Genomic DNA, 21,699 nt, shown 5'->3' with positions numbered 1-21,699 from the left:
ACTGGGCCGCGCTCGCCCGTCAGTAGACTCCTCGGCATGTGTGGAATCGTCGGATACACCGGTCTGGGCCTCCTCGAAGGCACGTCGGGCGGCACGCCCGTGCCCTCGGGCCACCCCCTGGAGGTCACGCTCGAAGGCCTCCGGCGCCTGGAGTACCGGGGCTACGACTCGGCCGGCGTGGCGCTCGCGGGCCCCGGGCAGGACCGCATCGCGTTCGCCAAGAAGTCGGGGAAGCTGAACAACCTCGTGGGCGCGATCGCCGAGCACCCGATGCCGGACGCCACCGCCGCCATCGGCCACACGCGCTGGGCGACGCACGGGGGGCCCACCGACGTCAACGCCCACCCGCACCTCGCCGACGACGGCCGGCTCGCCGTCATCCACAACGGCATCATCGAGAACTTCGCCCACCTCAAGGCCGAGCTGCTGGCCGACAACGTGTACTTCCACAGCGAGACCGACACCGAGGTCGCCGCGCAGCTGCTCGCCCGTGAGTACGTGAAGTCCCGCGACCTCACCGCGGCCATGGCCGCGACCGCCCGCCGCCTCGAGGGCACCTTCACCCTGCTGGCCGTGCACGCCGACGACCCGCTGACCGTCGTCGGCGCCCGGCACGACTCGCCGCTCGTCGTCGGGCTCGGCGAGGGGGAGAACTTCCTCGGCTCCGACGTCGCCGCGTTCATCGCGTTCACCAAGGAGGCGCTGGAGCTCGGGCAGGACCAGATCGTCACGATCACCCCGACGTCGGTCGAGGTGAGCGACTTCGAGGGCCGCCCGGCCGAGGCCAAGCGCTTCACGGTCGACTGGGACGCGGGCGCCGCCGAGAAGAGCGGTTTCGACTCGTTCATGGACAAGGAGATCCACGACCAGCCGCATGCGGTCGCGGACACCCTCCTGGGCCGCACCGACCTGGACGGCCGGCTCGTGCTCGACGAGATCCGCATCGACGAGTCCGTGCTGCGGTCGGTCGACAAGATCATCGTCATCGCCTGCGGCACGGCCGCCTACGCCGGGCACGTCGCCAAGTACGCCATCGAGCACTGGTGCCGCATCCCCGTCGAGGTCGAGCTGGCGCACGAGTTCCGCTACCGCGACCCGATCGTCAACGAGAAGACGCTGGTCGTCGCCGTCTCGCAGTCCGGCGAGACCATGGACACCCTCATGGCCGTCCGGCACGCGCGCGAGCAGGGCGCCAAGGTGCTGTCGATCGTCAACACGCAGGGCTCGACCATCCCGCGCGAGTCCGACGCCGTGCTCTACACGCACGCCGGCCCGGAGATCGCCGTCGCATCCACGAAGGCGTTCCTGTCGCAGATCACCGCCGCCTACCTGCTGGGCCTCTACCTGGCGCAGCTGCGCGGCAACAAGTTCCCCGACGAGATCGCGGCGCTGCTCGGCGAGCTGCGCGACCTGCCCGCCAAGGTGCAGACCGTCATCGAGCGCGGCGAGTACGTCAAGGCCACCGCGCGCTCGATGAAGGACGCGACGTCGGTGCTCTTCCTCGGCCGCCACGTGGGCTACCCCGTGGCGCTCGAGGGCGCGCTCAAGCTCAAGGAGCTCGCGTACATCCACGCCGAGGGCTTCGCGGCCGGCGAGCTCAAGCACGGCCCGATCGCGCTCATCGACGAGGGCCAGCCGGTGTTCGTCGTCGTGCCGTCGCCGCGGTCGCGCAACGGGCTGCACTCGAAGGTCGTCTCCAACATCCAGGAGATCCGCGCGCGGGGGGCGCGCACGCTCGTGATCGCCGAGGACGGCGACGACGAGGTGCGCCGGTACGCCGACGAGATCTTCTGGATCCCGGCGACGCCGACGCTCCTGCAGCCGCTGCTCGCCGTGGTGCCGCTGCAGATCTTCGCGATGGCGCTCGCGACGGCGAAGGGGCTCGACGTCGACCAGCCGCGCAACCTGGCGAAGTCCGTCACGGTGGAGTGAGCCGCGCCTGCCGCCGGTCGCACCGGCCTAGTGTGACCGCATGATCATCGGCGTGGGGATCGACGTCGTCGACGTCGCGCGGTTCATCGCGACGCTCGAGCGCACGCCGCGGCTGCGCGAGAAGCTCTTCACGCCGGAGGAGCGGGATCTGCCCGCCAACTCCTTGGCCGCGCGGTTCGCGGCCAAGGAGGCGATCGCCAAGGCGCTCGGCGCGCCGGGTGACCTGCAGTGGCACGACGCGACCATCCACCGCACGGTGGGTGGCCCGGCCGAGGTGGAGCTGCGCGGCACGGTCCTCGCACGCGCCGAGGCGCTGGGCGTGCGCGCGTGGCACGTGTCGATCTCCCACGATGCCGGGATCGCGTCTGCGATGGTGGTCGCCGAGGGTTGAGCCCGGTGGTTCACCCCGGACCGGGCGCGGCAGGGCGGCGGCCGCGAGAGCCCTGGCACTTCGAGTACCGGGGCTGACGGCCGCCGCCCGCGGACGTCAGCCCTGCAGCTGCGGGACGACCTCGCGCGCGAAGGTGGCGATCTGGTCGCGGTCCTCCGCCGCGTTGGGGAAGTAGCTGATCTGGTAGCCCAGGCCGGCCTGCTTCCACTCCAGCAGCGTCTCCACGATCTGCTCAGCCGTGCCGCGCAGCGGCGTGCTCCGCCAGCCCTCGAGCTCGGCGTCGGCCTTCTCGGGGGTGTGCTTGCGGTACACCGACTCGAGCCAGGCCTCCTTGTCCGCGATCTCCTTCTCGGTGCCGATGAGCACGTTGAAGTTGCCCGAGCGGGTGATGTCGGAGAACTCGCGACCCACCGCCTGGCAGTGGTCGCGGAGCACGTTCGACTTGTGCGTGAACGTCGCGAGGTCGCCCGCGAAGTTCGTGTACTGCGCGTACTTGGCCGCGGTCAGCAGCGTCTTCTTCTCACCGCCACCGGCGATCCACAGCGGGATCGACGGCTTGTCGTCGCCATCGACGTGCACGGTCTGCAGCGGCTGGGGGTAGCACAGGGCGCCGTCGACCTGGTAGCGCTTGCCCTCGAACGTGCCCGAGGAGCCGTTGCGCCACATGTTCGCCATGATCTGCACGCCCTCGTCGAGGGCGAGGAGGCGCTCGCCCGCGCTCGGGAACCCGTAGCCGTAGGCACGCCACTCGTGCTCGTACCAGCCGGCGCCGATGCCCATCTCGGTGCGACCGCCCGAGATCGCGTCGACGGTGGCCGCGACCTTCGCCAGGTAGGTGGGCTCGCGGTAGGCCATGCACGTGCACATCTGGCCGAGGCGCACGCGGTCCGACGCCGCCGCGAACGCGGCCATGAGCGTCCACGCCTCGTGGGTCGCCTGTTCGGTGGGGGCCGGCACGGTGTGGAAGTGGTCGTAGACCCAGACCGAGTCGAACGCGAAGCTGCCGTCCGGGGTGGTCGCCGTGTCGGCGTGCTGGAGGAGGGAGCGCATGGTCTCCCAGTGGTTCTCGGGCGCCACCTCGGTGAGGTCGTGACGCCAGCCCTGCGGGATGAAGTAGCCGAATCGCATGGCGACAAGGTACCGGGGCCCTCGAAACGATGCGAGATCCCGGCGCTGCCGATCTGCGGCCCCCATGATGAGGGCATGATCGAGGCCTGGACCGCCGACGACGTGCGCGCCGCCGAGGAGCCCCTGCTCGCCGCCGGGGTCCCGCTGATGGAGCGGGCGGCGTTCGCGCTGGCCACCGTGGTGCGCCGCGACCTCGCCCGGCGGCGGGCCGTCGCGGGGCCGGACGGCGAGCTGAGCGACGGATCGGTGCGCGGCGCGCGGGTCGCGCTGCTGGTGGGCTCCGGCAACAACGGCGGTGACGCGCTGCACGCGGGGGCGTTCCTCGCCCGGCGTGGGCTCGCGGTGACGGCGTACCTGGCGTCGTCGCGCGTGCACGAAGGCGGTCTGAGGGCGTTGCACGCCGCCGGCGGGCGGGCGGTCGGGGTCGAGGGAGCGCTCGAGGGCGGCGCCGCGGCCGCAGCCCCGCACCGGCAGGCGCAGGGCGTGGCGACCTCCGTCGCCGCCGCTGCCGAGGCGGCCCGCGCCGACGTCGTCGTCGACGGTCTGCTCGGGATCGGCGCGCGGGGCGCGCTGCGGGGGACCGGTGCCGAGCTGGTGCGCGCCCTGCTCGAGACGCTGCCCGCTCCCGGCGACCCGAGCCGTCCGTGGGTCGTCGCGGTCGACGTGCCGTCGGGCATCGGGACCGACGACGGGTCGGCCCCAGCGCCCGTGCTCCCCGCGGACCGCACCGTCACGTTCGGCGGCGCGAAGCCCGGGCTGCTGCTGCCGCCGGCGACCTACCTGGCCGGGTCGGGCGCCGTCGTCGACATCGGGCTCGAGCTTCCCCCCGCGACCTCGCCGGCGCGCCGCCCCGCCGTCGTGCGCCTCGAGGACGCCGACGTCGCCGCCGCGTGGCCCGTGCCCGGGCCCCGCGACCACAAGTACACGCGGGGCGTCGTGGGCGTCGTCGCCGGGACCACGACCTACCCCGGGGCGGCGGTCCTCACCACGTCCGCGGCGGTCGAAGCCGGCGCCGGCATGGTGCGCTTCCGGGGCCCCGACGCCGTCGGGCGGGCCGTGGTTGCGGCGCGGCCCGAGGTGGTCACCGCCGAGGGCCGGGTCCAGGCCTGGGTGCTGGGCCCGGGCCTGCCGGCGAGCGGCGACGACGACCGGCAGCGCGACCGGGCGCGCGCGGCGTTAGCGGCAGCTTCGGGCCGGCTCGCGGGTGCGCAGAACCCCGTCCCCGCGGTCGTCGACGCCGGGGCGCTGGGGCTGCTTGACCACGAGTACCCGGCGTGGGTGGTCATCACCCCGCACGCCGGCGAGCTCGCCGCGCTTCTTGCGGCCCGGGGCGACGACGTCGACCGCGGCCGGGTCGAGTCCGAGCCGCTCCGGTGGGCGCGCCGCGCGCACGAGCTCACCGGCGCGACGGTGCTGCTCAAGGGTGGGGCGACCGTCGTCGTCGGACCCGGCGGCGCCTGCTCGCAGGCGGACGCACCCGGGTGGCTCGCGACCGCCGGCGCGGGCGACGTGCTCGCCGGGCTGCTCGGCGCGATGCTCGCAGCCCGCGCGGAGGAGGTCGTGGCCCACCCGGAGCGGGCGGCCGAGGTGGCCGCGGCGGCCGCGCTCGTCCACGGCCGCGCGGCGGAGCGCGCGAACCCGGGCGGCCCGGTCTCGGCGCTCGCGGTGGCGAGCGCGCTGCCCGCGACGATCGCGGCCCTGCTGGCCCAGCGCTGACTGCCGCGAGGACGCCTGTGGGTGCAGGTCCCGGAGAACCTGCACCCACGAGCGTCGTGCGGGCCCGGCGTCAGGCCGGGATGGGCGTCGCCGCCTCGGCCGGGGCGCCCGTGTGGCCCGATGCGCCCACCGACGCCGCGCGGCGGCGGAAGAGCAGCGCCGTCACCACGGCACCCGCGGCAAAGATCAGCGCAGAGCTGCCAAACGCCGTCGTGAAGCTCTCGATCGCGGCTTGGTTCGCCACCGCCGGGGACGGCGGGTTGGAGGTTGCGTTGGCGGCGATGAACGCGGTGGCCGCCGACGCCGCGATCGTGTTGAGCACGGCCGTGCCGACGGCGCCACCTACCTGCTGGCTCGTCGCCACGACGGCGGACCCGACGCCCGCATGGTCGCGGTCGATGCCGAGCGTGGCCGTCTGGATGGCCGCGGGCATCGCCGTGCCCATACCGGCGCCCATGATCATGAGGCCGGGCAGCACGTCGGTCGAGAACGACGAGCCGACGTCGATCTGCGTCAGCAGCGCGAGGCCGGCGCCGGCGAGGCCGAGCCCGATCGGGACCATCACCTTGGGCCCGAACCGCGGGAGGAAGATGTTGGTGCACAGCTGTGCGCACGTGGCGAGCACGAGGATCTGCGGGAGGAACGCCAGGCCGGTCTCCCACGGGCTGTAGCCCAGCTGCGTCTGCATGTAGAACGTGCCGAACAGGAACGCGCCGAACATGCCGGCGCCGGCGACGAGGATCGCCAGGAACGCGGCGCCCCGGTTGCGCTCGAGGACGACGCTCAAGGGCAGGAGGGCGTCGCCCCCTGCCCGGCGCTGGCGCACCACGAACGCGACCAGCAGCACGGCCGAGGCCGCGAGGGGGCCCCACGTCCACGGCGAGTCCCAGCCCTTCGGCTCGGCGCGCGAGAACCCGTAGACCATCGCGAACAGCCCGGCGCCGCCGAGCACCGCGCCGACGACGTCGAGCCGCTGCGGGCGCCCGCGTGAGGCGTGCAGGAAGGCCAGCGCGCCACACACGGCGAGCGCGGCGAAGAAGAGGTTGATGTACATCGTCCAGCGCCAGTTCAGCTGCTCGGTGAGGAACCCTCCGAGCAGCAGGCCGATGGCGCCGCCGGCGCCGGCCAGGCCGCCGAAGACGCCGAAGGCGCGCGAGCGTTCCTTCGGGTCGGTGAACGTGGTGGTGAGCACGGACAGGGCCGAGGGCGCGAGCACCGCGCCGAACGCGCCCTGCAGCGCGCGGGCGCCGACGAGCATCCCGAACGTCTGCGACGCGCCGCCGAGCGCGGAGGCTCCGGCAAATCCCACCAGTCCGATGAGGAAGGTGGTGCGCCGGCCGACGAGGTCGGACAGGCGGCCGCCGAGCAGCAGCAGCGACCCGAACGCCAGCGCGTAGGCGGTGACGATCCACTGGCGGTCGTTGTCGGAGAAGCCCAGCTCGGCCTGGGCGGACGGCATGGCGATGTTCACGACGGTGACGTCGAGCACCACCATGAGCTGGGCCAAGGACACCGTGGCGAGAATCCACCAGCGGCGGCGGCCGTGCGCGGGCGGTGCGACGACGCCGTCGGGCGCGACGGGGGAGGGGACGGTCATGGGGGCTCCTGCGAAGACGGGCGGCGTCGTGGCGGCACCGCTGAGCGCCACCGTAAGCACGGTGCAGCCGATTGCGGAACCCTTTAGTCTCGTTATTGAGAGAAGTGATCGCTCAGGGCAGAATGGCCGACGACGGCGAGCACCGGCGGGCAAGGAGGCCACGATGGTGGACGCGCACTTGGAGACCCCACGCAAGGCGCACACGGTTCGGCGCGCGGGGCGCCCGCGCGACCTGAGCCGCGATGCCGACATCCTCGACGCCGCGCGCGCCGAGCTCGCCGAGCGCGGGTACGAGCGCATGACGATGGCCGGCGTGGCCGCACGGGCGGGCGCCGGCAAGGCGACCGTCTACCGGCGCTGGCCATCCAAGGCGGAGCTCGTCATCGACACCATCGTCTGCACCGCGCAGGGCGCGCTCTGCCTGGAGGACGTGCCCGACACCGGCTCCCTGCGCGGCGACCTCGCCGCGCTGCGCGCCCTCAAGCACCGCGACGAGGGCGTCTGGGGGGCGCTTGCCGGTATCGCGGCCGAGCTCCAGCACTCGCCCGAGCTGGCAGCCGTCGCCGAGGAGCGCCTGGTACGCCCGCGTGTGGCGGTCGTCCGGGGGCTGCTCGAGCGGGCCGCGGCGCGCGGCGAGCTCGCGCCGGGGCTCAACCTCGATCTCATCGCGATGGTGCCGACGGCGATGCTCGCGTACCGGCTGGTCATGCGCGGCGAGGGGCTGGACGCCGCGTTCCTCCGGTCGCTGACCGACGACGTCCTGCTGCCGCTGGCCACCGGCCGGGCGGGCGGGTGACCGCTCAGCGGGGCAGGTGCGTCTCGATCTCGCCGACGATCGACGGGTCGTCCGGCACCGTCCGCGGCTCGAAGCGCCGTACGTCGCCGCCCGGGAGCACGAGGAACTTCTCGAAGTTCCACCGGATGCGCCCGTCGTGGCCCCCGGGGTCGGCGGTCTTCTTGAGCTCCTCGTAGAGCGGGGCGGTACGGCGCCCGTTGACGCGGATCCGGTCCATGACCGGGAACGTCACGCCGTACGTCGTCGAACAGAACTCGGAGATCGCCTCGTTCGAGCCGAGCTCCTGGAGGAACTGGTTCGACGGGAAGCCGACGACCGTGAAACCGCGCTCGGCGTACGTCTTCTGGAGCTGCTCCAGCGCCGTGTACTGCGGCGTGAGCCCGCACCGCGAGGCCACGTTGACCACGAGGGCGAGGTGGTCGCGGTGCCCGCCGAGGACGTGCGTCAGTGACGTCGTCGACCCGTCCATGCGCTGGAACGGGATGTCGTAGATGTCTGCCCTCATGGACCCCATCCTGCACCTGCGATGGGACCATGGGGCCGTGCCCTTCCACCCGCTCCCCGTGCGCGACGGGCTCAACCCCACTCGGCTCGTGCTCCCGCACGACGCCGCTTCGGTGGAGCGGTGGGGCACCGCGCTCGAGTACCTCCTCGACCGCTTCCCGGCCGACGCCGAGCGGCTGCGCGCCAAGGTCACCGCCCGGGAGGTCGTCACGGGCCGCGGCACCCCGGTGGACGCTGCGACGCCGTACGAGCCGCGCGGCTTCCTGTTCCTCTACCGTGATCCGCCCGCAGACGAGCCGCCCGCGCCCGCGCTGGCGGAGCTGGCCGTGCTGCACCGCGACGAGAACCTGCTCGTGGTCGACAAGCCGCACCTGGTGGCGACGATGCCGCGCGGGCGGTGGGTCACGCAGACGGTGCTGGTCCACCTGCGCCGGGAGCTGGACCTGCCCGAGCTGGCACCTGCCCACCGCCTCGACCGCCCGACGGCCGGCGTGCTGGTGCTGACCGTGCGGGCGTCGGTGCGCGGCGCCTACCAGGACCTGTTCCAGGAGCGCCGGGTGCGCAAGGTCTACGAGGCCGTGGCGCCGCTGCCGGGCTACGGGCTCGGGCTGCCGACGACGGTCCGGTCCCGGATCGTCAAGCACCGGGGGATCGCCGCGGCCCAGGAGGAGCCGGGCGAGCCCAACGCCGAGTCCGTCGTCGACCTCGTCGCACGCGACGAGGAGCGCGGGCTCGGCCTGTACCGCCTCGAGCCGCACACCGGCAAGACGCACCAGCTGCGCCTGCACCTGGCGAGCCTGGGACTGCCGATCCTCCACGACCCGTTCTGGCCCGTGCTGCTTCCCGATGGCGACGAGGACCCCGCCAGGCCGCTCCAGCTCCTGTCCCGGTCGCTGACGTTCACCGACCCCTTCACGCACCAGGACAGGACCTTCGTCTCCCGCCGCATCCTCGCCGAATGGCGGGTGGCGCCGAAGGGCGGGTGAGAGGATGACCGGCGTGACGCCCTTCCCGGCCGACTACCCGGCCCACGCCGTCGTCGACCTCGAGGCCGTGCGCGACAACGTGCGCGCCCTGCGCGCCCACGCACCCGGCGCCGCCCTCATGGCCGTGGTCAAGGCAGACGCCTACGGGCACGGCCTCGTCCCCTCGGCGTGGGCGGCGCTCGCCGGCGGGGCCACGTGGCTCGGCGTCGCGCAGGCCTCCGAGGCGCTCGCGCTGCGCGCCGCGGGCATCGGTCCCGACGACGCCCGCATCCTGACCTGGCTGCACGCGCCCGGCGTGGAGTTCGAGGCGCTGCTCGCGGCCGACGTCGACGTCTCGGTCGCGGCGCCCTGGGCGCTCGACGGCGTCGCCGCGGCCGCCCGCGCCACGGGCCGCACGGCCCGCGTCCACCTCAAGGTCGACACCGGGCTGGGCCGCAACGGCATCATGCCCGCCGACCTGCCCGACGCCGTCGCCGCGGCCGCCGCGCTGCAGGCCGAGGGGTCGGTGCGCGTCGTCGGCGTCTGGACCCACCTCGCGTACGCCGACGAGCCCGGGCACCCCACCATCGCCGCCCAGCGCGTGGTGCTCGACGACGCGGTGCGGACCGTCGAGGCGGCAGGGCTCAAGGTCGAGGTGCGGCACGCCGCGAACTCGGCCGCGACCCTCACCGCCCCGGCGCTCCACTACGACCTCGTACGGCCGGGCATCGCGGTCTACGGCCTGTCGCCCGTGCCGCAGGTCGCGCCGCCGGGCGCGTTCGGCCTGCGCCCGGCGATGACGCTCCAGGCGAGGCTCGCGACCGTCAAGCAGGTGCCCGCCGGGCACGGCGTGTCGTACGCCCACCTCTACACGACGTCGCAGGACACGCAGCTGGGCATCATCCCGCTCGGGTATGCCGACGGGATCCCACGGCACGCGTCCGGCGGCTCCGCGGGCGTCGGCGGCCCGGTCTACGTGGGCGGCCCCGCAACCGCGGGCATCGGTCCCACCGCGGACGGCGACGCCGACGGCGGCCGCGTGCTGCGCATCGCCGGGCGCGTGTGCATGGACCAGGTGGTGCTCGACCTCGGGCCGTACGCCACCGAGCAGGCCGGCGACGTCGTCACGCTCTTCGGCTCGACCGACGGGCTCGCGCACTCCGCCGCCGTCCCGAGCGCGGAGGACTGGGCGCAGGCCGCGGGCACCATCTCCTACGAGATCGTCACCCGGCTGGGCGCCCGCGTGCCGCGCGTCTACGTCGGAGAGCACGTGCTCGGGGCGCGCGCCGAGGCAGCGACGGCCGAGGCTGCGACGGCCGGGGCGTCGCCGGGCGAGAGCATGCGGTGGGTGTGACCGAGGTGCGCGTCGACCTGCCGTCGGCGGAGGCGACGCGAGCGCTGGGGGCGGCGCTCGCGCGCGTGCTGCGCGCCGGCGACCTGCTGATCCTCACCGGTGACCTCGGCGCCGGGAAGACGACGTTCACCCAGGGGCTGGGCACGGCCCTGCACGTGCGGGGGCAGATCGCCTCGCCGACCTTCATCGTCGCGCGCGAGCACGCACCGCTGCCGCGCCCGGACGGGTCGCTCGGGCCGGGCCTCGTGCACGTGGACGCCTACCGGCTCGGCGGCCTCGACGACCTCGACGCGCTCGACCTCGACGCCTCGCTCGACGAGTCCGTGACCGTGGTCGAGTGGGGCCGCGGGCTGGCCGAGACGCTCACCGAGGACCGCCTCGAGATCGAGCTGGTCCGCCCCCGCGGCGGCGCGCTGGACCTCGACCACCCCGAGGCCGGCGTCCGGCACGCGACGCTGCGCGGGGTCGGGGCCCGGTGGGCGGACGTCGACCTGGACGCCGTGGTCGCCGATCAGAGGCCTGCGGATACGTAGGCTGGGACCGTGGCAGTCCTCTCGATCGACACGTCCGCCGCGGTCGCCGTCGCCCTCGTCTCCGACGACGGGGCGCGCCTGGCGGTCCGCACCGTCGACGAGCGCCGGCGGCACGCCGAGCAGCTCGCCCCGATGATCGCCGAGGTGCTCGCCGAGGCGGGTCTCGACCGGAGCGACCTCACCGCCGTCGTCGCCGGGACCGGGCCCGCGCCCTTCACGGGCCTGCGCGTCGGGCTCGTCACCGCGCGCACGCTCGCGCTCGCGCTCGGCGTGCCCGTGCTGGGCGTGCCGAGCGTCGACGCGCTCGCGGTCCAGGCCGTCGCCGACCTGGGCCTCGCGCCGGACGACGAGGTGCTGGTGGCGACCGACGCGCGCCGCCGGGAGGTCTACTGGGCGCGGTACCGGGTGGTCGCCCACGAGGGGCCGCACGGAGTGCCCGTCGTCGAGACGCTCGCCGGCCCTGACGTCGGAAGGGCGGCGGACGTCGCCGCCGCGCTGGGGCCGGAAGGCGCGGACGGGCGCCTCGCCGTCGTCGGCGAGGGCGCCGCGCTGTACCCCGACGCGCTCGTCGCGGATGAGGACGCCCCCGTCCTGCCCGATCCGGTGGTGCTCGCGCGGGTCGCGCTCCAGCGGCGCGCGGCGGGCCATGAGCTGCCGACCGAGCCGCTGTACCTGCGGCGACCGGACGTCCAGGAGCCGGCGCGCGCCGTGCCCGCGACGGCCGCGACCGCCGGGGGCGCGTGATGGGCGCCGTCGAGAGCGCGGGCGCCCCGCGCGCGGACGTCCCCGGCGGGGAGACGCCGCCCGAGGTGCGGCTGCGGAGCCTCAAGCACAGCGACTTCGACCGCGTGCTTGAGCTCGAGCGCGCCCTGTTCGGGGCCGGCGCGTGGACGTACGGGATGCTCGCCGAGGAGCTGGCCGCGTGGGGCCGCTGGTACGTCGTCGCGGAGCCCACGGTGCCTGACGTCGTCGGGCGGGCCGCGGCTGGGCAGCCCTCCGCGGGCCGCCACGCGCCCAGCCGCGTCGTCGGCTACGGGGGGCTGTGGTTCGACGGCGACGTCACGCAGATCATGACCGTCGGCGTCGACCCCGCGTGGCAGCGCCAGGGCGTCGGCCGAGTGCTCATGGACGCCCTGATCCAACGCTCGCGGGACATGCGCGCCGACGCCGTCCTGCTCGAGGTGCGGGTCGACAACGACCCCGCGCTGGCGCTCTACGAGGAGCTCGGTTTCGAGCGCATCGGGCTGCGCAAGCGCTACTACCAGCCCGAGGACAAGGACGCGTACACGATGCGGCTGCTCCTGGGCGCCGAGCCAACCGAAGGTGGGGACGAGCGATGACCGACCCGGCAGACCCGCGCGCCGCAGTGCTGGTGACCGTCGACGAGCTGGCCGCCGACCTCGGCCTGGGCGGCGACGACCCCGCGCCCGGACCCCCGGTGCTGCTCGACGTCCGCTGGGCGCTCGCCGCCGCGGGGCAGGCGTTCGACGGCCGCACCCACTACCTCGCGGGACACCTGCCGGGCGCGGTGTTCGCCGACCTCGAGTCCGAGCTCGCCGCCGAGCCCACACCGGCCGAGGGCCGGCACCCGCTGCCCAGCACCGCCCAGCTCCAGGCGGCCGCCCGGCGCTGGGGCGTGCGGCAGGGCTCGCGCGTCGTCGTCTACGACGCCACGGGCGGGATGTCGGCCGCGCGCGCCTGGTGGCTGCTGCGCTACTTCGGGGTGCGGGACGTCCGCATCCTCGACGGCGGGCTGCCCGCGTGGCAGCGCGCGGGCCATCCGCTCGAGGCCCACGACGTCGAGGCCGCGCCCGGCGACGTCGTCCTCAGGCCAGGGCACCTGCCGATGCTGAGCGCGGACGACGCCGCGGCGCTCGCGGCGGGCGAGGGCGTGCTGCTGGACGCTCGCGCGGGGGAGCGGTACCGCGGCGAGACCGAGCCGCTCGACCCGCGCGCGGGGCACATCCCGGGCGCGCTGTCCGCGCCGACGTCGGACAACCTCGCCGCGGACGGCACGTTCCGCCCGACGGTGGAGCTGCGCGAGCGGTTCGCGGCGCTCGGGGTGGATCCCGGCGCGGGAGAGGTGGGCGTCTACTGCGGCAGCGGCGTGACGGCGGCGCACGAGGCCGCGGCGCTGGCCGCGACCGGCATCGAGGCGTCCCTGTATCCCGGGTCCTGGAGCCAGTGGTCGAACGACCCGACCCGTCCGGTCGCGACCGGCCCCACGGCTCGATAGCTGCTTCGGAGAGAAGCCCGACGGCGAGGGGAGAGGGATCACCACCTCGCCGTCGGGCTTCTCTTCCCCGCGAGCGGGCCGGGTGAGTCAGAGGGTGTGCGCGACGTCAGTGAGCTCGAAGCGCGGCAGGCGCGGGTGCGACGCGCCCTCGCCCTCCGCGTGACCGACGCCGACCACGAGGAACGACTTGTAGCCCTTGTCGGCGAAGAGCTCGGCGTCGACGGCGTCGTAGTCGGCGGCGTGCATCGGGCCGGCCGCGAGGCCGGCGGCGCGCAGGCCGACGATGAGGTAGCCGGTCTGGAGCAGCGCGTTGGTGCGGGCCATGCCGTCGCGCATCTCGTGGGCCGGGGCGAGCTGCTCCTTGATGCCGGGGTAGACCGGGTACAGGGCGTCCATGTGCTCGTGGAAGTTGGGGTCGTAGGCGAGCACGAGGGTGGCGGGCGCAGCGTCGACCTTGGCCTTGTTGCCGTCGGGCATGAGCTCCACGAGGCGGGCCTTCGCCTCCGGGGTGCGGACCACGGCGAAGCGCAGCGGGAGCGAGTTCATCGCGGTGGGGCCGAACTTGGCAAGGCTCCACGCGGCCTCGATCTCGTCGTCGGTCACCTCGGCGTCGGTCCACTGCCGGGTGGTGCGCGCGGTGCGGAACAGCAGGTCCGCGGTGGGCTCGTCGATGGCGAGGTCAGCGGTGGTGCTCAGGGTCTCGGTCATGCCAGTCCTGAACACGGCCCGTCGGCGAACTCATCCAACTTTCAATCGTGACGTACAGCACAGCGGTCGCCCGGGGCGGCGACCTGCGGCGACGGGTCGGCTCCGCGCGGGGGCGGGATGGGAGGATGAGCGGCATGGCATCCGGCGACCCCCTCGTGCTCGGGATCGAGACGTCCTGCGACGAGACGGGAGTCGCCCTGGTGCGCGGGGACGAGCTGCTCGTCGACGCCACCGCGAGCTCCATGGACGAGCACGCCCGGTACGGCGGCATCATCCCCGAGGTCGCCAGCCGCGCCCACCTCGAGGCGATGATCCCCACGATCCAGCAGGCCGTCGGCGAGGCCGGCGTCGATTTGTCGGAGGTCGACGCCATCGCCGTCACCGCCGGCCCGGGCCTGGTGGGCCCGCTGACCATCGGCGCGAGTGCCGCGAAGGCGCTCGCCATCGGCTTGAACAAGCCGCTGTACGGCGTCAACCACGTCATCGGCCACGCATGCGTGGACCAGCTCGTCGACGGGCCGTTCCCCGACCGGGTCATGGCGCTGGTCGTGTCGGGCGGCCACAGCTCGCTGCTGCTCATCGACGACGTTGCCACGGCAGTGACCGAGCTCGGCTCCACGCTCGACGACGCCGCCGGCGAGGCGTTCGACAAGGTGGGCCGCCTGCTGGGCCTGCCGTACCCGGGCGGCCCGCACATCGACAGGCTCGCGCGCGAGGGCGACCCGAACGCGATCCGCTTCCCGCGCGGCCTCACCGCGGCGAAGGACCAGGAGAAGCACGCGTACGACTTCTCGTTCTCGGGCCTCAAGACGGCGGTGGCCCGCTGGGTCGAGGCCGAGCAGGACGCCGGGCGCGCGATCCACGTCGCCGACGTCGCCGCCTCGTTCGCCGAAGCGGTCGTCGACGTGCTGACCGCCAAGACGATCGCGGCCTGCCGCCGGCACGACGTCGGCACGCTCGTCATCGGCGGCGGCTTCTCTGCCAACAGCCAGCTCCGCGAGAAGGCCGCGCAACGCTGCGCCGAGGCCGGCATCGACCTCCGCATCCCGCCTGTCCGCTACTGCACCGACAACGGAGCGATGATCGCGGCGCTCGGCTCCGCCGTCGTGCGCGCGGGTGTCGCGCCCAGCACGCTGGACATCGCCGTCGACAGCTCGATGTCCCTCACCACGGTCAGCGTCTGAGCGTCACGAAAGCCGCTTCGACGCCGCGACGACGAGCCGAGGAGCCGTCTCAGCCTGCGGCCGCGGCGGACTGCTCCGTCCGCTTCACGTAGTCGATGGCCAGGACGACGCCCAGCACCAGGAGCTCGTCCTCCACGCGCTCGATCTCGATGGCGTACTTGTCGCGCATCGTCATCCACTTCTTGTCCACCCGGCCGATCGGCGCGCCGGCCTTGAGCAGCTCGAAGCTCATGCTCCAGAAGTCGCCGGTCACGGAGATGCCCGGCCCGTCGATCGTGTACCGCGGCTTGAAGAGCGACACCTCCTTCTGGATCGTGGCCACGGGCACGCCCTCGACCTCGACGAAGAACCGCGCCTGCCAGGAGATCGGCTTCTTCCAGACGCGGGCGCGCTCGCGCCCGGCGAGATCCCGGATCGTGAACTGCTTCGGGATCTGGAACAGGCTGCCCTCGACCTGGTAGACCGGCCCGCCGAGCTCGTCGTTGACGGTGAAGCGTTCCCTGACCGACCACAGCTTCTGGTCGACGAACAAGCGGCGCATGGTGCCTCCGTGGTCCTCGGTGGGTGGGTTCAGTGCGGCGGCAAGGGGTGGCCCGCCCGCAGCTCTGCGACCAGGTGCGCGACGACCGCCTCGAGGCCGTCGTGCCCCGGTCCGTGCGCTGCCGCGACGGCACGCTGCCGCTGGTAGGACGCCCCGCGCTCGAGGATGTCGAGCACCCCGGCGAGCTCGGTCACGCACCCGAGCCGCTCGGCCACCGGCTCGAGCTCGGCCACGAGCCGCCGCGTGGAGTCCGCGACCAGCTCCTCGTTCCCGGCGTCGTCCAGGATGATGATCGCGTCCATGCCGTAGCGGGCGGCCCGCCACTTGTTCTCCTGGACGAACCACTGCGGCATCGTCGGCAGAGGCTTGCCCTCGTCGATGAGCGTCGACAGGTGCTCCACGAGGCAGTGGGTCAGCGCGGCGAGCGAGAGCAGCTCGGTGATGTTGGAGACGCCGTCGCACACGCGCACCTCGACGGTGCCGAACCGCGGCGCGGGCCGCACGTCCCAGCGCACGTCGTTGAAGCCGTCGATGACGCCGGTGTGCAGCATGTCGCCGACGTAGCGCTCGAGCTCGTCCCACGTCTCGAACTGGTAGGGGAGCCCTGCCGTCGGGAGCTGCTGGAAGAGCAGCGCGCGCATGGACGCGTAGCCGGTGTCGCGCCCGTCGAAGAAGGGCGACGACGCGCTGAGCGCCTGCAGGTGCGGGTAGTACACGAGCAGCGAACGGATGATCGGCAGCACCTTGGCGCGGTCCTCGACCCCCACGTGCACATGCACCCCGTAGACGAGCATCTGCCGGCCCCACATCTGCGCCCGGTCGACGACGGTGTGGTACCGCTCCTTGTCGGTGATCTTCTGCGTCGACCAGTGCGAGAAGGGGTGCGTGCCCGCGCTGACGAGCTCGACGCGCATCGGGTCGGTGATCGCGCGCACCTCGTCGAGCGTGCGGACGAGGTCGGCCCCCGCGGCCCCCACGGACGAGGCGACGCCCGAGACGATCTCGACCGTGTTGCGCAGGAACTCGGGGTGCACGTGCGGGTGCTCGTGCTTCTCGTCGGGGGAGAGCGCGGCGACGACGGACGGCCCGGCCTGCCGCATGTCGCCCGAGTCGGCGTCGACGAGCGCGAGCTCCCACTCGAGCCCTACCGACGACCGCTCAGACGGAGCGAACTCGATCCCCATGCGCACATGCTTCCACGCCGCACCCCGCCGAGAAGCGGGTCGTCGCAGCGCAGGACGGTTCGCCCGGGCGCCGGCTCACGTCTCGTCGGCCGCGTGCGTGACGGGGTCCACCACCAGGACCTGCTGGGCGCCGGCGACCCGGGTCAGCACCAGCGTCGCCTCCTCCGGCCCGCGCAGTGAGAGCTGCGAGCGCAGCTGCTCCGGCGTGACGGCGGTGCCGCGCTTCTTGATCGTCACGCGGCCCACGTTGCGCTCGCGCAGGTAGGCCTTCAGGCGCTTCACGCCGAAGGGCATGACGTCGAGCACGCGGTAGCCCGTCGCCAGCGGCGCCTGTCCCGAGGCCGGGTCGACGGCGGTGGCCGGGGCGGGCTGGTCGGTGGTCACGTAGGCGATCGTCGGGTCGAGCAGGCGCCCGCCCAGCTCCTGCGTCGCCTGCCCGACGAGCCCCGCGCGGATGACGGCGCCGTCGGGCTCGTAGAGGTACGCGCCGACCGGCCCCACGGGCGGCGCCTCGTCGTACGCCGGCCCGGCGGCGTGGGCGCCCACGGGGACCGCGCTGCGCAGCGTCCGGGTGAGCGCGCCGGCACCGCGCGTGTGCAGGATCAGCGCCGACCGGCCCTCCCCGTCGGGCGCGAGCGGCCCGAACCAGAGCCCTGCCTCCACGACGTCACCGTCCACGGAGACCCACTGCGTCTCGGCGTCCGCCGGCAGCCCCTGGTGCGGGATGCCCGGGCCCACCTTGATGCCGACGGCGGGCACCTCGGAGCGCAGGGCCCACACCGCGTCGAGCGGCGGCGCGTACGCCTGGGGGTCGAAGATCCGGCGGCCCCCGCGGGTACGCCGTGCCGGGTCGGCGTAGACGCCGTCGACCCCCTCGGCGCGCAGGTCGAGCGACAGGCCGTCGGCGTGCCGCACCTCCGCCTCGGGGAAGTGCCGCAGGTTCATGGTGGCGATGGCCGCGGTGACCTCGTCGACGTCGGTCGCGATCACGCGCAGCCCGACGCCGGCGAACGCGAGAGCGTCCGCGCCGATGCCGCTGGTCAGGTCCGCGACCTTGGTGACGCCTGCCGCGAGGTAGCGGCGGGCGTGCAGCGCGGCGACGACGAGGCGGGTGGCCTGCTCCACGCCGTCGGGCGTGAAGAGCATGCCGTCGGCGAAGTCGCCGAGCTTGGCGCGGGCCTTGGCGCGCAGCCTGCTCTGGGTGAGGGCGGCGGCGGCGAGGTCAGGGTCGACGCCTTCGTCGCGCAGGCGCATGGCCAGCGGCATCGCGAGCTTCTCGTCGTACGGCGGGAGCGCGCCGAGCAGTGCCCAGCCCTCAGGGGTGAGCAGCTTGCTGAGGGTCGCGGGGTCCACGACGTCATGGTGTCAGACGCGTGCGCGCTCAGGGCGCTGTGCGCTCAGGGCTGCGCGCCCAGGGCCTATGCGCTCAGTGCGGCCAGGAGCTCGGCGGCGGTACGTCCGGCGACGGAGAAGACGGCGAGGTGGGTCGGTGCCTGTACGGCGATCGCGGCGCGCAGCGCGGTGACGTCGGGTGTCGCTGCCTGCCCGGCCGGGGCCGCCGCGGAGGCCGGGACCTCGATCAGCTCGGCGGTCCCGAGGTCGCGCCAGATCGCGCGGAGGCCGACCTGCGGCGCGAGCGCGTCCGCAGGCGTGAGTCCCTCCGGCTCGGCGCCCGGCTCCATCCGCCGCAGGGCGCCGCCGAGCCCGTGCTCCTCGCCCCAGGTGACGTACTCGGTGAGGAACTCGATCGCGTCCGCGGCGGCCTGCCGGGCCGCAGGCAGCGCCAGCAGGCGCTTCGCTCCGGCGGCGGCGTCGACGTCGGCCAACGCTTCGGGCACGGCGTCGGCGAGCTGCCGCAGGGTGTCGCCGTCGTCCGGGTCGACGGGCGGCATCGTGACCGCGCGGGACACGGCGCGCAGGCTCGCGACGTCCCCCGGACCGACCGGCAGCACGCGCGACACGACGCGGCCACCGGCCGTCACGGGCACGAGGCGGGCCTTGAGGGCCGCGAGCGCCCGCTCCGCGTCGAGGCGGACGAGGGTGCGCTGCGCCTGCACCTGCGAGTAGTAGTCCGCCCAGAGCCGGGCGCGGTCGACGATCTTCTGGGTAGACATCGTGCGACATGGTGCCCGCTTCCCGGGGTCTGGCGCCAACCGGATGTCTGATCGGCACCGACGCGGGCCGAGCGCCGGCGTTCCGGGGCGCCCGGCGTCGGCCAGGCCGCGACCGCGTGACCAGGGATTCCTGATGCCGAGACCGCCGGGGCTTGGTTGGATACCTGCATGAGCCTCAGCCCGGCGGCGTCGGCGCCGCCCCGGAACGCGGTCCCGGCCCGCTGCCCGCTGGACGGTGCGAGGTGAGCGACCAGGTCGCGGACGTGGCGAACGATCGTTGGCTGGGCGCGAAGCGGTGGTGGCAGCTCGCCGCCGTCGCGCTGACGGTCGTCCCCATGGTGGCGTTCCTCTTCGTCCCGCTCTACGCGGGCTCGTCGTCGACCACGAGCTCCGACGGCGTCCTGGTCACGCAGGACACGTCGGCGACGCTGTTCGAGGTCAACGGACCCGGCGTGCTCGTGGCTCTGCTTCTTCCCGTGCTGATCGCCGTGCTGCCCTTGCCGTTCCGTGGTCGCGCATGGGCGGTGAGCTCGGTGGTCTCGGCCGCGCTGCTGGTGGTCTTCGTCCTGCTCGGCGGGTTCTCGATCGGGTTCGCCTACGTGCCTGCGGCGGTGTGCGCCGTCGTCGGCGCGTGCCTTCGGGTGCGCTCAGCGCACGAAGTGAACGACTAGGACGCGCCGGTTCTGGCACTCGACTTGTCAGAGTGCTAATGCCGCTCCTAGATTGTTCGCAGCGCAACGCGCTGTGCCGGCACCCGCGACGACGGCCAGCGCCGCAGCGTGCCCCAGTCCAGTACGCATCACAGCGAAAGAGGAGGTCCGACGTGTCGGTCCCCATCAAGCCGCTCGAGGACCGGATCGTCGTCAAGGCCATCGAGGCCGAGACCACGACCGCTTCCGGCCTGGTCATCCCGGACACCGCCAAGGAGAAGCCCCAGGAGGGCGAGGTCCTGGCCGTGGGCGAGGGCCGTTTCGACGACAACGGCAACCGCATCCCGGTGGACGTCAAGGTCGGTGACAAGGTCATCTACAGCAAGTACGGCGGCACCGAGGTCAAGTACGCCGGCGAGGAGTACCTGGTGCTCTCGTCTCGCGACATCCTCGCGGTCGTCGTGGGCTGAAGCCCAGCTGACGCCACGAAGCCCCCGCACCGTCCTTGGTGCGGGGGCTTCGTCGTACCTCCGACCGGGTCGTCCGCGTGCTCAGCCGGTCTTCTTCGTGAGGATCGCCGCACGCTCGTCCTCTGAGAGCCCGCCCCAGACTCCGTACGGCTCGCGCACGCGCAGCGACTGCTCGCGGCACTGCATGAGCACGGGGCAGGTGTGGCAGATGGCCTTTGCGGCCTCTGCGCGCCGGCGGCGGGTGGAGCCCCGCTCGCCTTCCGGATGGAAGAACAGGGTGTCGTCGGCGTCGCGGCAAGCGCCCTGGTACTGCCACTCCCACAGCTCCATCACCGGGCCGGGCAGCCTCGAGATCTCCGTCATGCGCCTCAACCTACAAGTTGTGCAGAAGTTGTTCAAGACCTTCGTCGAGGTCAGGACCTGCCCGTTCTCTGGGTAAGTTCTTGAACCTTTGACCATGGTGCGACCGGGTTTGGTGTGAAACGCGTGCGTGAATCGCGCCAGCCAAGGTGGCGCGGTGGCAGGCACCCGGGGCCGTCGGCACAATCGAGCCATGACGCCCTCCCGGCCCGCCTCCTCTGGCCGGCCCAGCACGCCGAGCCCGGGGCTCGCCGTCGCAGCAGTCGCCCGCCGACTGGGGGTCGCGCCGGCGACGTTGCGCACCTGGGACCGTCGTTACGGTCTCGGCCCGTCCGGCCGCACCGCGGGCTCGCACCGCCGGTACACGCCGGAGGATGTCGCGCGCCTGCTGGTCATGCGTCGTCTCACGATCGAGGGCGTCGCCCCCGTCGACGCGGCCCGCGCGGCCCTCGAGACCGAGATGGACGCGCTCGACACCACGACGCAGGGTGTGCACCCGGCGCCCGCCGACGCAGCGGGAGCCGGTCCCGACGGCGCCCGGGGCGCGCGCGGCCACCTGCGCGCGCTGCCGGGTGGCGGTGAGGGTGCGCGCGGCGCCGGGGCGACGTCGCTGCCCGGTGCTGCGCCGTCGACCGTCTCGGCCCGTGTCGCCGCCGTCATCGATGCCGCGCTCGCCTACGACCAGGCCAGCTGCGACGCCCTGCTGCGCATCGGTGCTCAGGGTGACCCGGCGGCCTGGTGGACCCAGCTGGTCGAGCCGGCATGGCTGCGGATCGCGCAGCGGACCGTGCTCGGCACGCCGGGCGAGGCCCCCGAGCTCGTGCTCGCGACGGCGGCGCTCCGCGCGCTGCGCGAGTTCACGCAGGCGTTCGAGCAGGCGATGGTCAACGCCGGAAACCCGCCCGCCAACCACCCGAGCCGGATGCGCAAGATCGTGCTGATCTTCGCGGCCCCCGACGAGGTGGTGCCGCTCGCAGCGCACGCGCTCGCCGCGGCGCTCGTGGCCCAGGGGGCGACGGCCAGGATCGTCACCGGCCCTGCGAGCACGCACCGCGCCGTCGAGCTGGTCACCATGGTCCGCCCCGCCGCGCTGGTCGTCGCGACGACCCTCGCGCGCCCCGACCTCGACGTCGTCCACTCGGTGCACGACGCGTTCGCGAGCCTGCCGATCTTCGTCGGGCTGCGGCGGGACGACTCGGCCAGCACGGTGCCGCTCGCGCCCAGCATCCAGCGGGTGCGCTCGTTCACCGGCCTGCTCCACGAGGTGCTCGCCGTCGTCGGGTGAGGCGGGCCACAGACCGCGTGTGGCGCCGCACACGGCCGGAATATCGGGCGA

General features: G+C 73.9%; 23 protein-coding genes. 14 read left to right on the top strand and 9 right to left on the bottom strand.

Annotated elements, in window-relative coordinates; all coding sequences use genetic code 11:
- Positions 1-36 precede the first annotated feature (36 nt).
- Positions 37-1,932: a glutamine--fructose-6-phosphate transaminase (isomerizing) gene (glmS, locus tag ACO4JP_RS16205; RefSeq protein ID WP_425955012.1), complete on the top strand. Its 1,896-nt coding sequence runs from the start codon at positions 37-39 to the stop codon at positions 1,930-1,932.
- A gap of 40 nt (positions 1,933-1,972) precedes the next feature.
- Positions 1,973-2,323, top strand: coding sequence for a holo-ACP synthase (locus ACO4JP_RS16200; protein WP_425955011.1), 351 nt, complete (start codon positions 1,973-1,975; stop codon positions 2,321-2,323).
- Positions 2,324-2,419: 96 nt separating this feature from the next.
- Here the strand turns inward: ACO4JP_RS16200 and ACO4JP_RS16195 are convergent, their stop codons facing one another.
- Positions 2,420-3,451: an LLM class F420-dependent oxidoreductase gene (locus ACO4JP_RS16195; protein ID WP_425955010.1), complete on the bottom strand. Its 1,032-nt coding sequence runs from the start codon at positions 3,449-3,451 to the stop codon at positions 2,420-2,422.
- Positions 3,452-3,526: 75 nt separating this feature from the next.
- Here ACO4JP_RS16195 and ACO4JP_RS16190 point away from each other — a divergent pair, with 75 nt between their 5' ends.
- Positions 3,527-5,167 (top strand): bifunctional ADP-dependent NAD(P)H-hydrate dehydratase/NAD(P)H-hydrate epimerase, encoded by a 1,641-nt coding sequence (locus ACO4JP_RS16190; protein WP_425955009.1) that lies wholly within the window; start codon positions 3,527-3,529, stop codon positions 5,165-5,167.
- A 70-nt stretch (positions 5,168-5,237) separates the two neighbouring features.
- On the opposite strand, the gene ACO4JP_RS16185 is transcribed toward ACO4JP_RS16190, so the two are convergent.
- On the bottom strand, positions 5,238-6,764 hold the full coding sequence (locus ACO4JP_RS16185) for an MFS transporter (protein WP_425955008.1): 1,527 nt from the start codon (positions 6,762-6,764) through the stop codon (positions 5,238-5,240).
- 163 nt (positions 6,765-6,927) lie between these two features.
- Between ACO4JP_RS16185 and ACO4JP_RS16180 the strand changes: the two genes are divergently transcribed.
- The gene (locus ACO4JP_RS16180; protein ID WP_425955007.1) at positions 6,928-7,560 is read left to right on the top strand and encodes a TetR/AcrR family transcriptional regulator; all 633 of its coding nucleotides are present in this window, start codon (positions 6,928-6,930) and stop codon (positions 7,558-7,560) included.
- Between the two features lie 4 nt (positions 7,561-7,564).
- On the opposite strand, the gene ACO4JP_RS16175 is transcribed toward ACO4JP_RS16180, so the two are convergent.
- Entirely contained in the window at positions 7,565-8,065 is a 501-nt protein-coding gene (locus ACO4JP_RS16175) for a glutathione peroxidase (RefSeq protein ID WP_425955006.1), read from the bottom strand.
- A gap of 37 nt (positions 8,066-8,102) precedes the next feature.
- On the opposite strand from ACO4JP_RS16175, the gene ACO4JP_RS16170 reads away from it, so the two are divergent.
- The 6 genes from ACO4JP_RS16170 to ACO4JP_RS16145 are packed head-to-tail and all read left to right on the top strand — an operon-like array spanning position 8,103 to position 13,152.
- Positions 8,103-9,050, top strand: coding sequence for a pseudouridine synthase (locus tag ACO4JP_RS16170; protein ID WP_425955005.1), 948 nt, complete (start codon positions 8,103-8,105; stop codon positions 9,048-9,050).
- Between the two features lie 4 nt (positions 9,051-9,054).
- A complete protein-coding gene (gene alr, locus ACO4JP_RS16165) occupies positions 9,055-10,383 on the top strand; it encodes an alanine racemase (RefSeq protein ID WP_425955004.1) in 1,329 nt (442 codons plus the stop codon).
- Positions 10,380-10,916, top strand: coding sequence for a tRNA (adenosine(37)-N6)-threonylcarbamoyltransferase complex ATPase subunit type 1 TsaE (gene tsaE / locus ACO4JP_RS16160; protein ID WP_425955003.1), 537 nt, complete (start codon positions 10,380-10,382; stop codon positions 10,914-10,916). Before alr ends, tsaE begins: the two co-directional genes overlap by 4 nt.
- A 9-nt stretch (positions 10,917-10,925) precedes the next feature.
- A complete protein-coding gene (gene tsaB / locus ACO4JP_RS16155; protein ID WP_425955002.1) occupies positions 10,926-11,660 on the top strand; it encodes a tRNA (adenosine(37)-N6)-threonylcarbamoyltransferase complex dimerization subunit type 1 TsaB in 735 nt (244 codons plus the stop codon).
- Positions 11,660-12,256, top strand: coding sequence for a ribosomal protein S18-alanine N-acetyltransferase (rimI, locus tag ACO4JP_RS16150; RefSeq protein WP_425955001.1), 597 nt, complete (start codon positions 11,660-11,662; stop codon positions 12,254-12,256). Before tsaB ends, rimI begins: the two co-directional genes overlap by 1 nt.
- Complete coding sequence (locus ACO4JP_RS16145) at positions 12,253-13,152, top strand: sulfurtransferase (RefSeq protein ID WP_425955000.1); 900 nt, start codon at positions 12,253-12,255, stop codon at positions 13,150-13,152. The genes rimI and ACO4JP_RS16145 overlap by 4 nt, the downstream gene beginning before the upstream one ends.
- A gap of 87 nt (positions 13,153-13,239) precedes the next feature.
- Here ACO4JP_RS16145 and ACO4JP_RS16140 read toward each other — a convergent pair whose 3' ends face one another.
- Positions 13,240-13,860: a malonic semialdehyde reductase gene (locus ACO4JP_RS16140; protein ID WP_425954999.1), complete on the bottom strand. Its 621-nt coding sequence runs from the start codon at positions 13,858-13,860 to the stop codon at positions 13,240-13,242.
- Positions 13,861-13,985: 125 nt separating this feature from the next.
- On the opposite strand from ACO4JP_RS16140, the gene tsaD reads away from it, so the two are divergent.
- Positions 13,986-15,044: a tRNA (adenosine(37)-N6)-threonylcarbamoyltransferase complex transferase subunit TsaD gene (tsaD, locus tag ACO4JP_RS16135; RefSeq protein WP_425954998.1), complete on the top strand. Its 1,059-nt coding sequence runs from the start codon at positions 13,986-13,988 to the stop codon at positions 15,042-15,044.
- Positions 15,045-15,093: 49 nt separating this feature from the next.
- On the opposite strand, the gene ACO4JP_RS16130 is transcribed toward tsaD, so the two are convergent.
- The 4 genes from ACO4JP_RS16130 to ACO4JP_RS16115 all read right to left on the bottom strand — a co-directional run bounded on the left by ACO4JP_RS16130 (position 15,094) and on the right by ACO4JP_RS16115 (position 18,883).
- On the bottom strand, positions 15,094-15,576 hold the full coding sequence (locus ACO4JP_RS16130) for an LURP-one-related/scramblase family protein (RefSeq protein ID WP_425954997.1): 483 nt from the start codon (positions 15,574-15,576) through the stop codon (positions 15,094-15,096).
- Positions 15,577-15,614: 38 nt separating this feature from the next.
- Positions 15,615-16,769, bottom strand: coding sequence for a glutamate--cysteine ligase (locus tag ACO4JP_RS16125; protein WP_425954996.1), 1,155 nt, complete (start codon positions 16,767-16,769; stop codon positions 15,615-15,617).
- Between the two features lie 75 nt (positions 16,770-16,844).
- The gene (locus tag ACO4JP_RS16120) at positions 16,845-18,122 is read right to left on the bottom strand and encodes a THUMP-like domain-containing protein (RefSeq protein ID WP_425954995.1); all 1,278 of its coding nucleotides are present in this window, start codon (positions 18,120-18,122) and stop codon (positions 16,845-16,847) included.
- 65 nt (positions 18,123-18,187) lie between these two features.
- Positions 18,188-18,883 (bottom strand): hypothetical protein, encoded by a 696-nt coding sequence (locus ACO4JP_RS16115; protein ID WP_425954994.1) that lies wholly within the window; start codon positions 18,881-18,883, stop codon positions 18,188-18,190.
- Positions 18,884-19,125: 242 nt separating this feature from the next.
- Here ACO4JP_RS16115 and ACO4JP_RS16110 point away from each other — a divergent pair, with 242 nt between their 5' ends.
- Both ACO4JP_RS16110 and groES read left to right on the top strand, forming a co-directional pair.
- Positions 19,126-19,554 carry a hypothetical protein gene (locus ACO4JP_RS16110; RefSeq protein WP_425954993.1) on the top strand — a complete coding sequence of 143 codons (429 nt, stop codon included), beginning with the start codon at positions 19,126-19,128 and terminating at the stop codon, positions 19,552-19,554.
- A 152-nt stretch (positions 19,555-19,706) separates the two neighbouring features.
- Positions 19,707-20,003, top strand: coding sequence for a co-chaperone GroES (gene groES / locus ACO4JP_RS16105; RefSeq protein WP_425954992.1), 297 nt, complete (start codon positions 19,707-19,709; stop codon positions 20,001-20,003).
- A gap of 81 nt (positions 20,004-20,084) precedes the next feature.
- Here groES and ACO4JP_RS16100 read toward each other — a convergent pair whose 3' ends face one another.
- On the bottom strand, positions 20,085-20,366 hold the full coding sequence (locus tag ACO4JP_RS16100) for a WhiB family transcriptional regulator (protein ID WP_425954991.1): 282 nt from the start codon (positions 20,364-20,366) through the stop codon (positions 20,085-20,087).
- A 190-nt stretch (positions 20,367-20,556) separates the two neighbouring features.
- On the opposite strand from ACO4JP_RS16100, the gene ACO4JP_RS16095 reads away from it, so the two are divergent.
- A complete protein-coding gene (locus tag ACO4JP_RS16095; RefSeq protein WP_425954990.1) occupies positions 20,557-21,648 on the top strand; it encodes a MerR family transcriptional regulator in 1,092 nt (363 codons plus the stop codon).
- The last annotated feature ends 51 nt before the right edge of the window (positions 21,649-21,699 follow it).

The sequence above is a fragment of the Xylanimonas sp. McL0601 genome, from assembly GCF_049852175.1.
Classification (GTDB): domain Bacteria; phylum Actinomycetota; class Actinomycetes; order Actinomycetales; family Cellulomonadaceae; genus Xylanimonas.
This window is presented reverse-complemented; position numbering and strand designations above follow the sequence as displayed.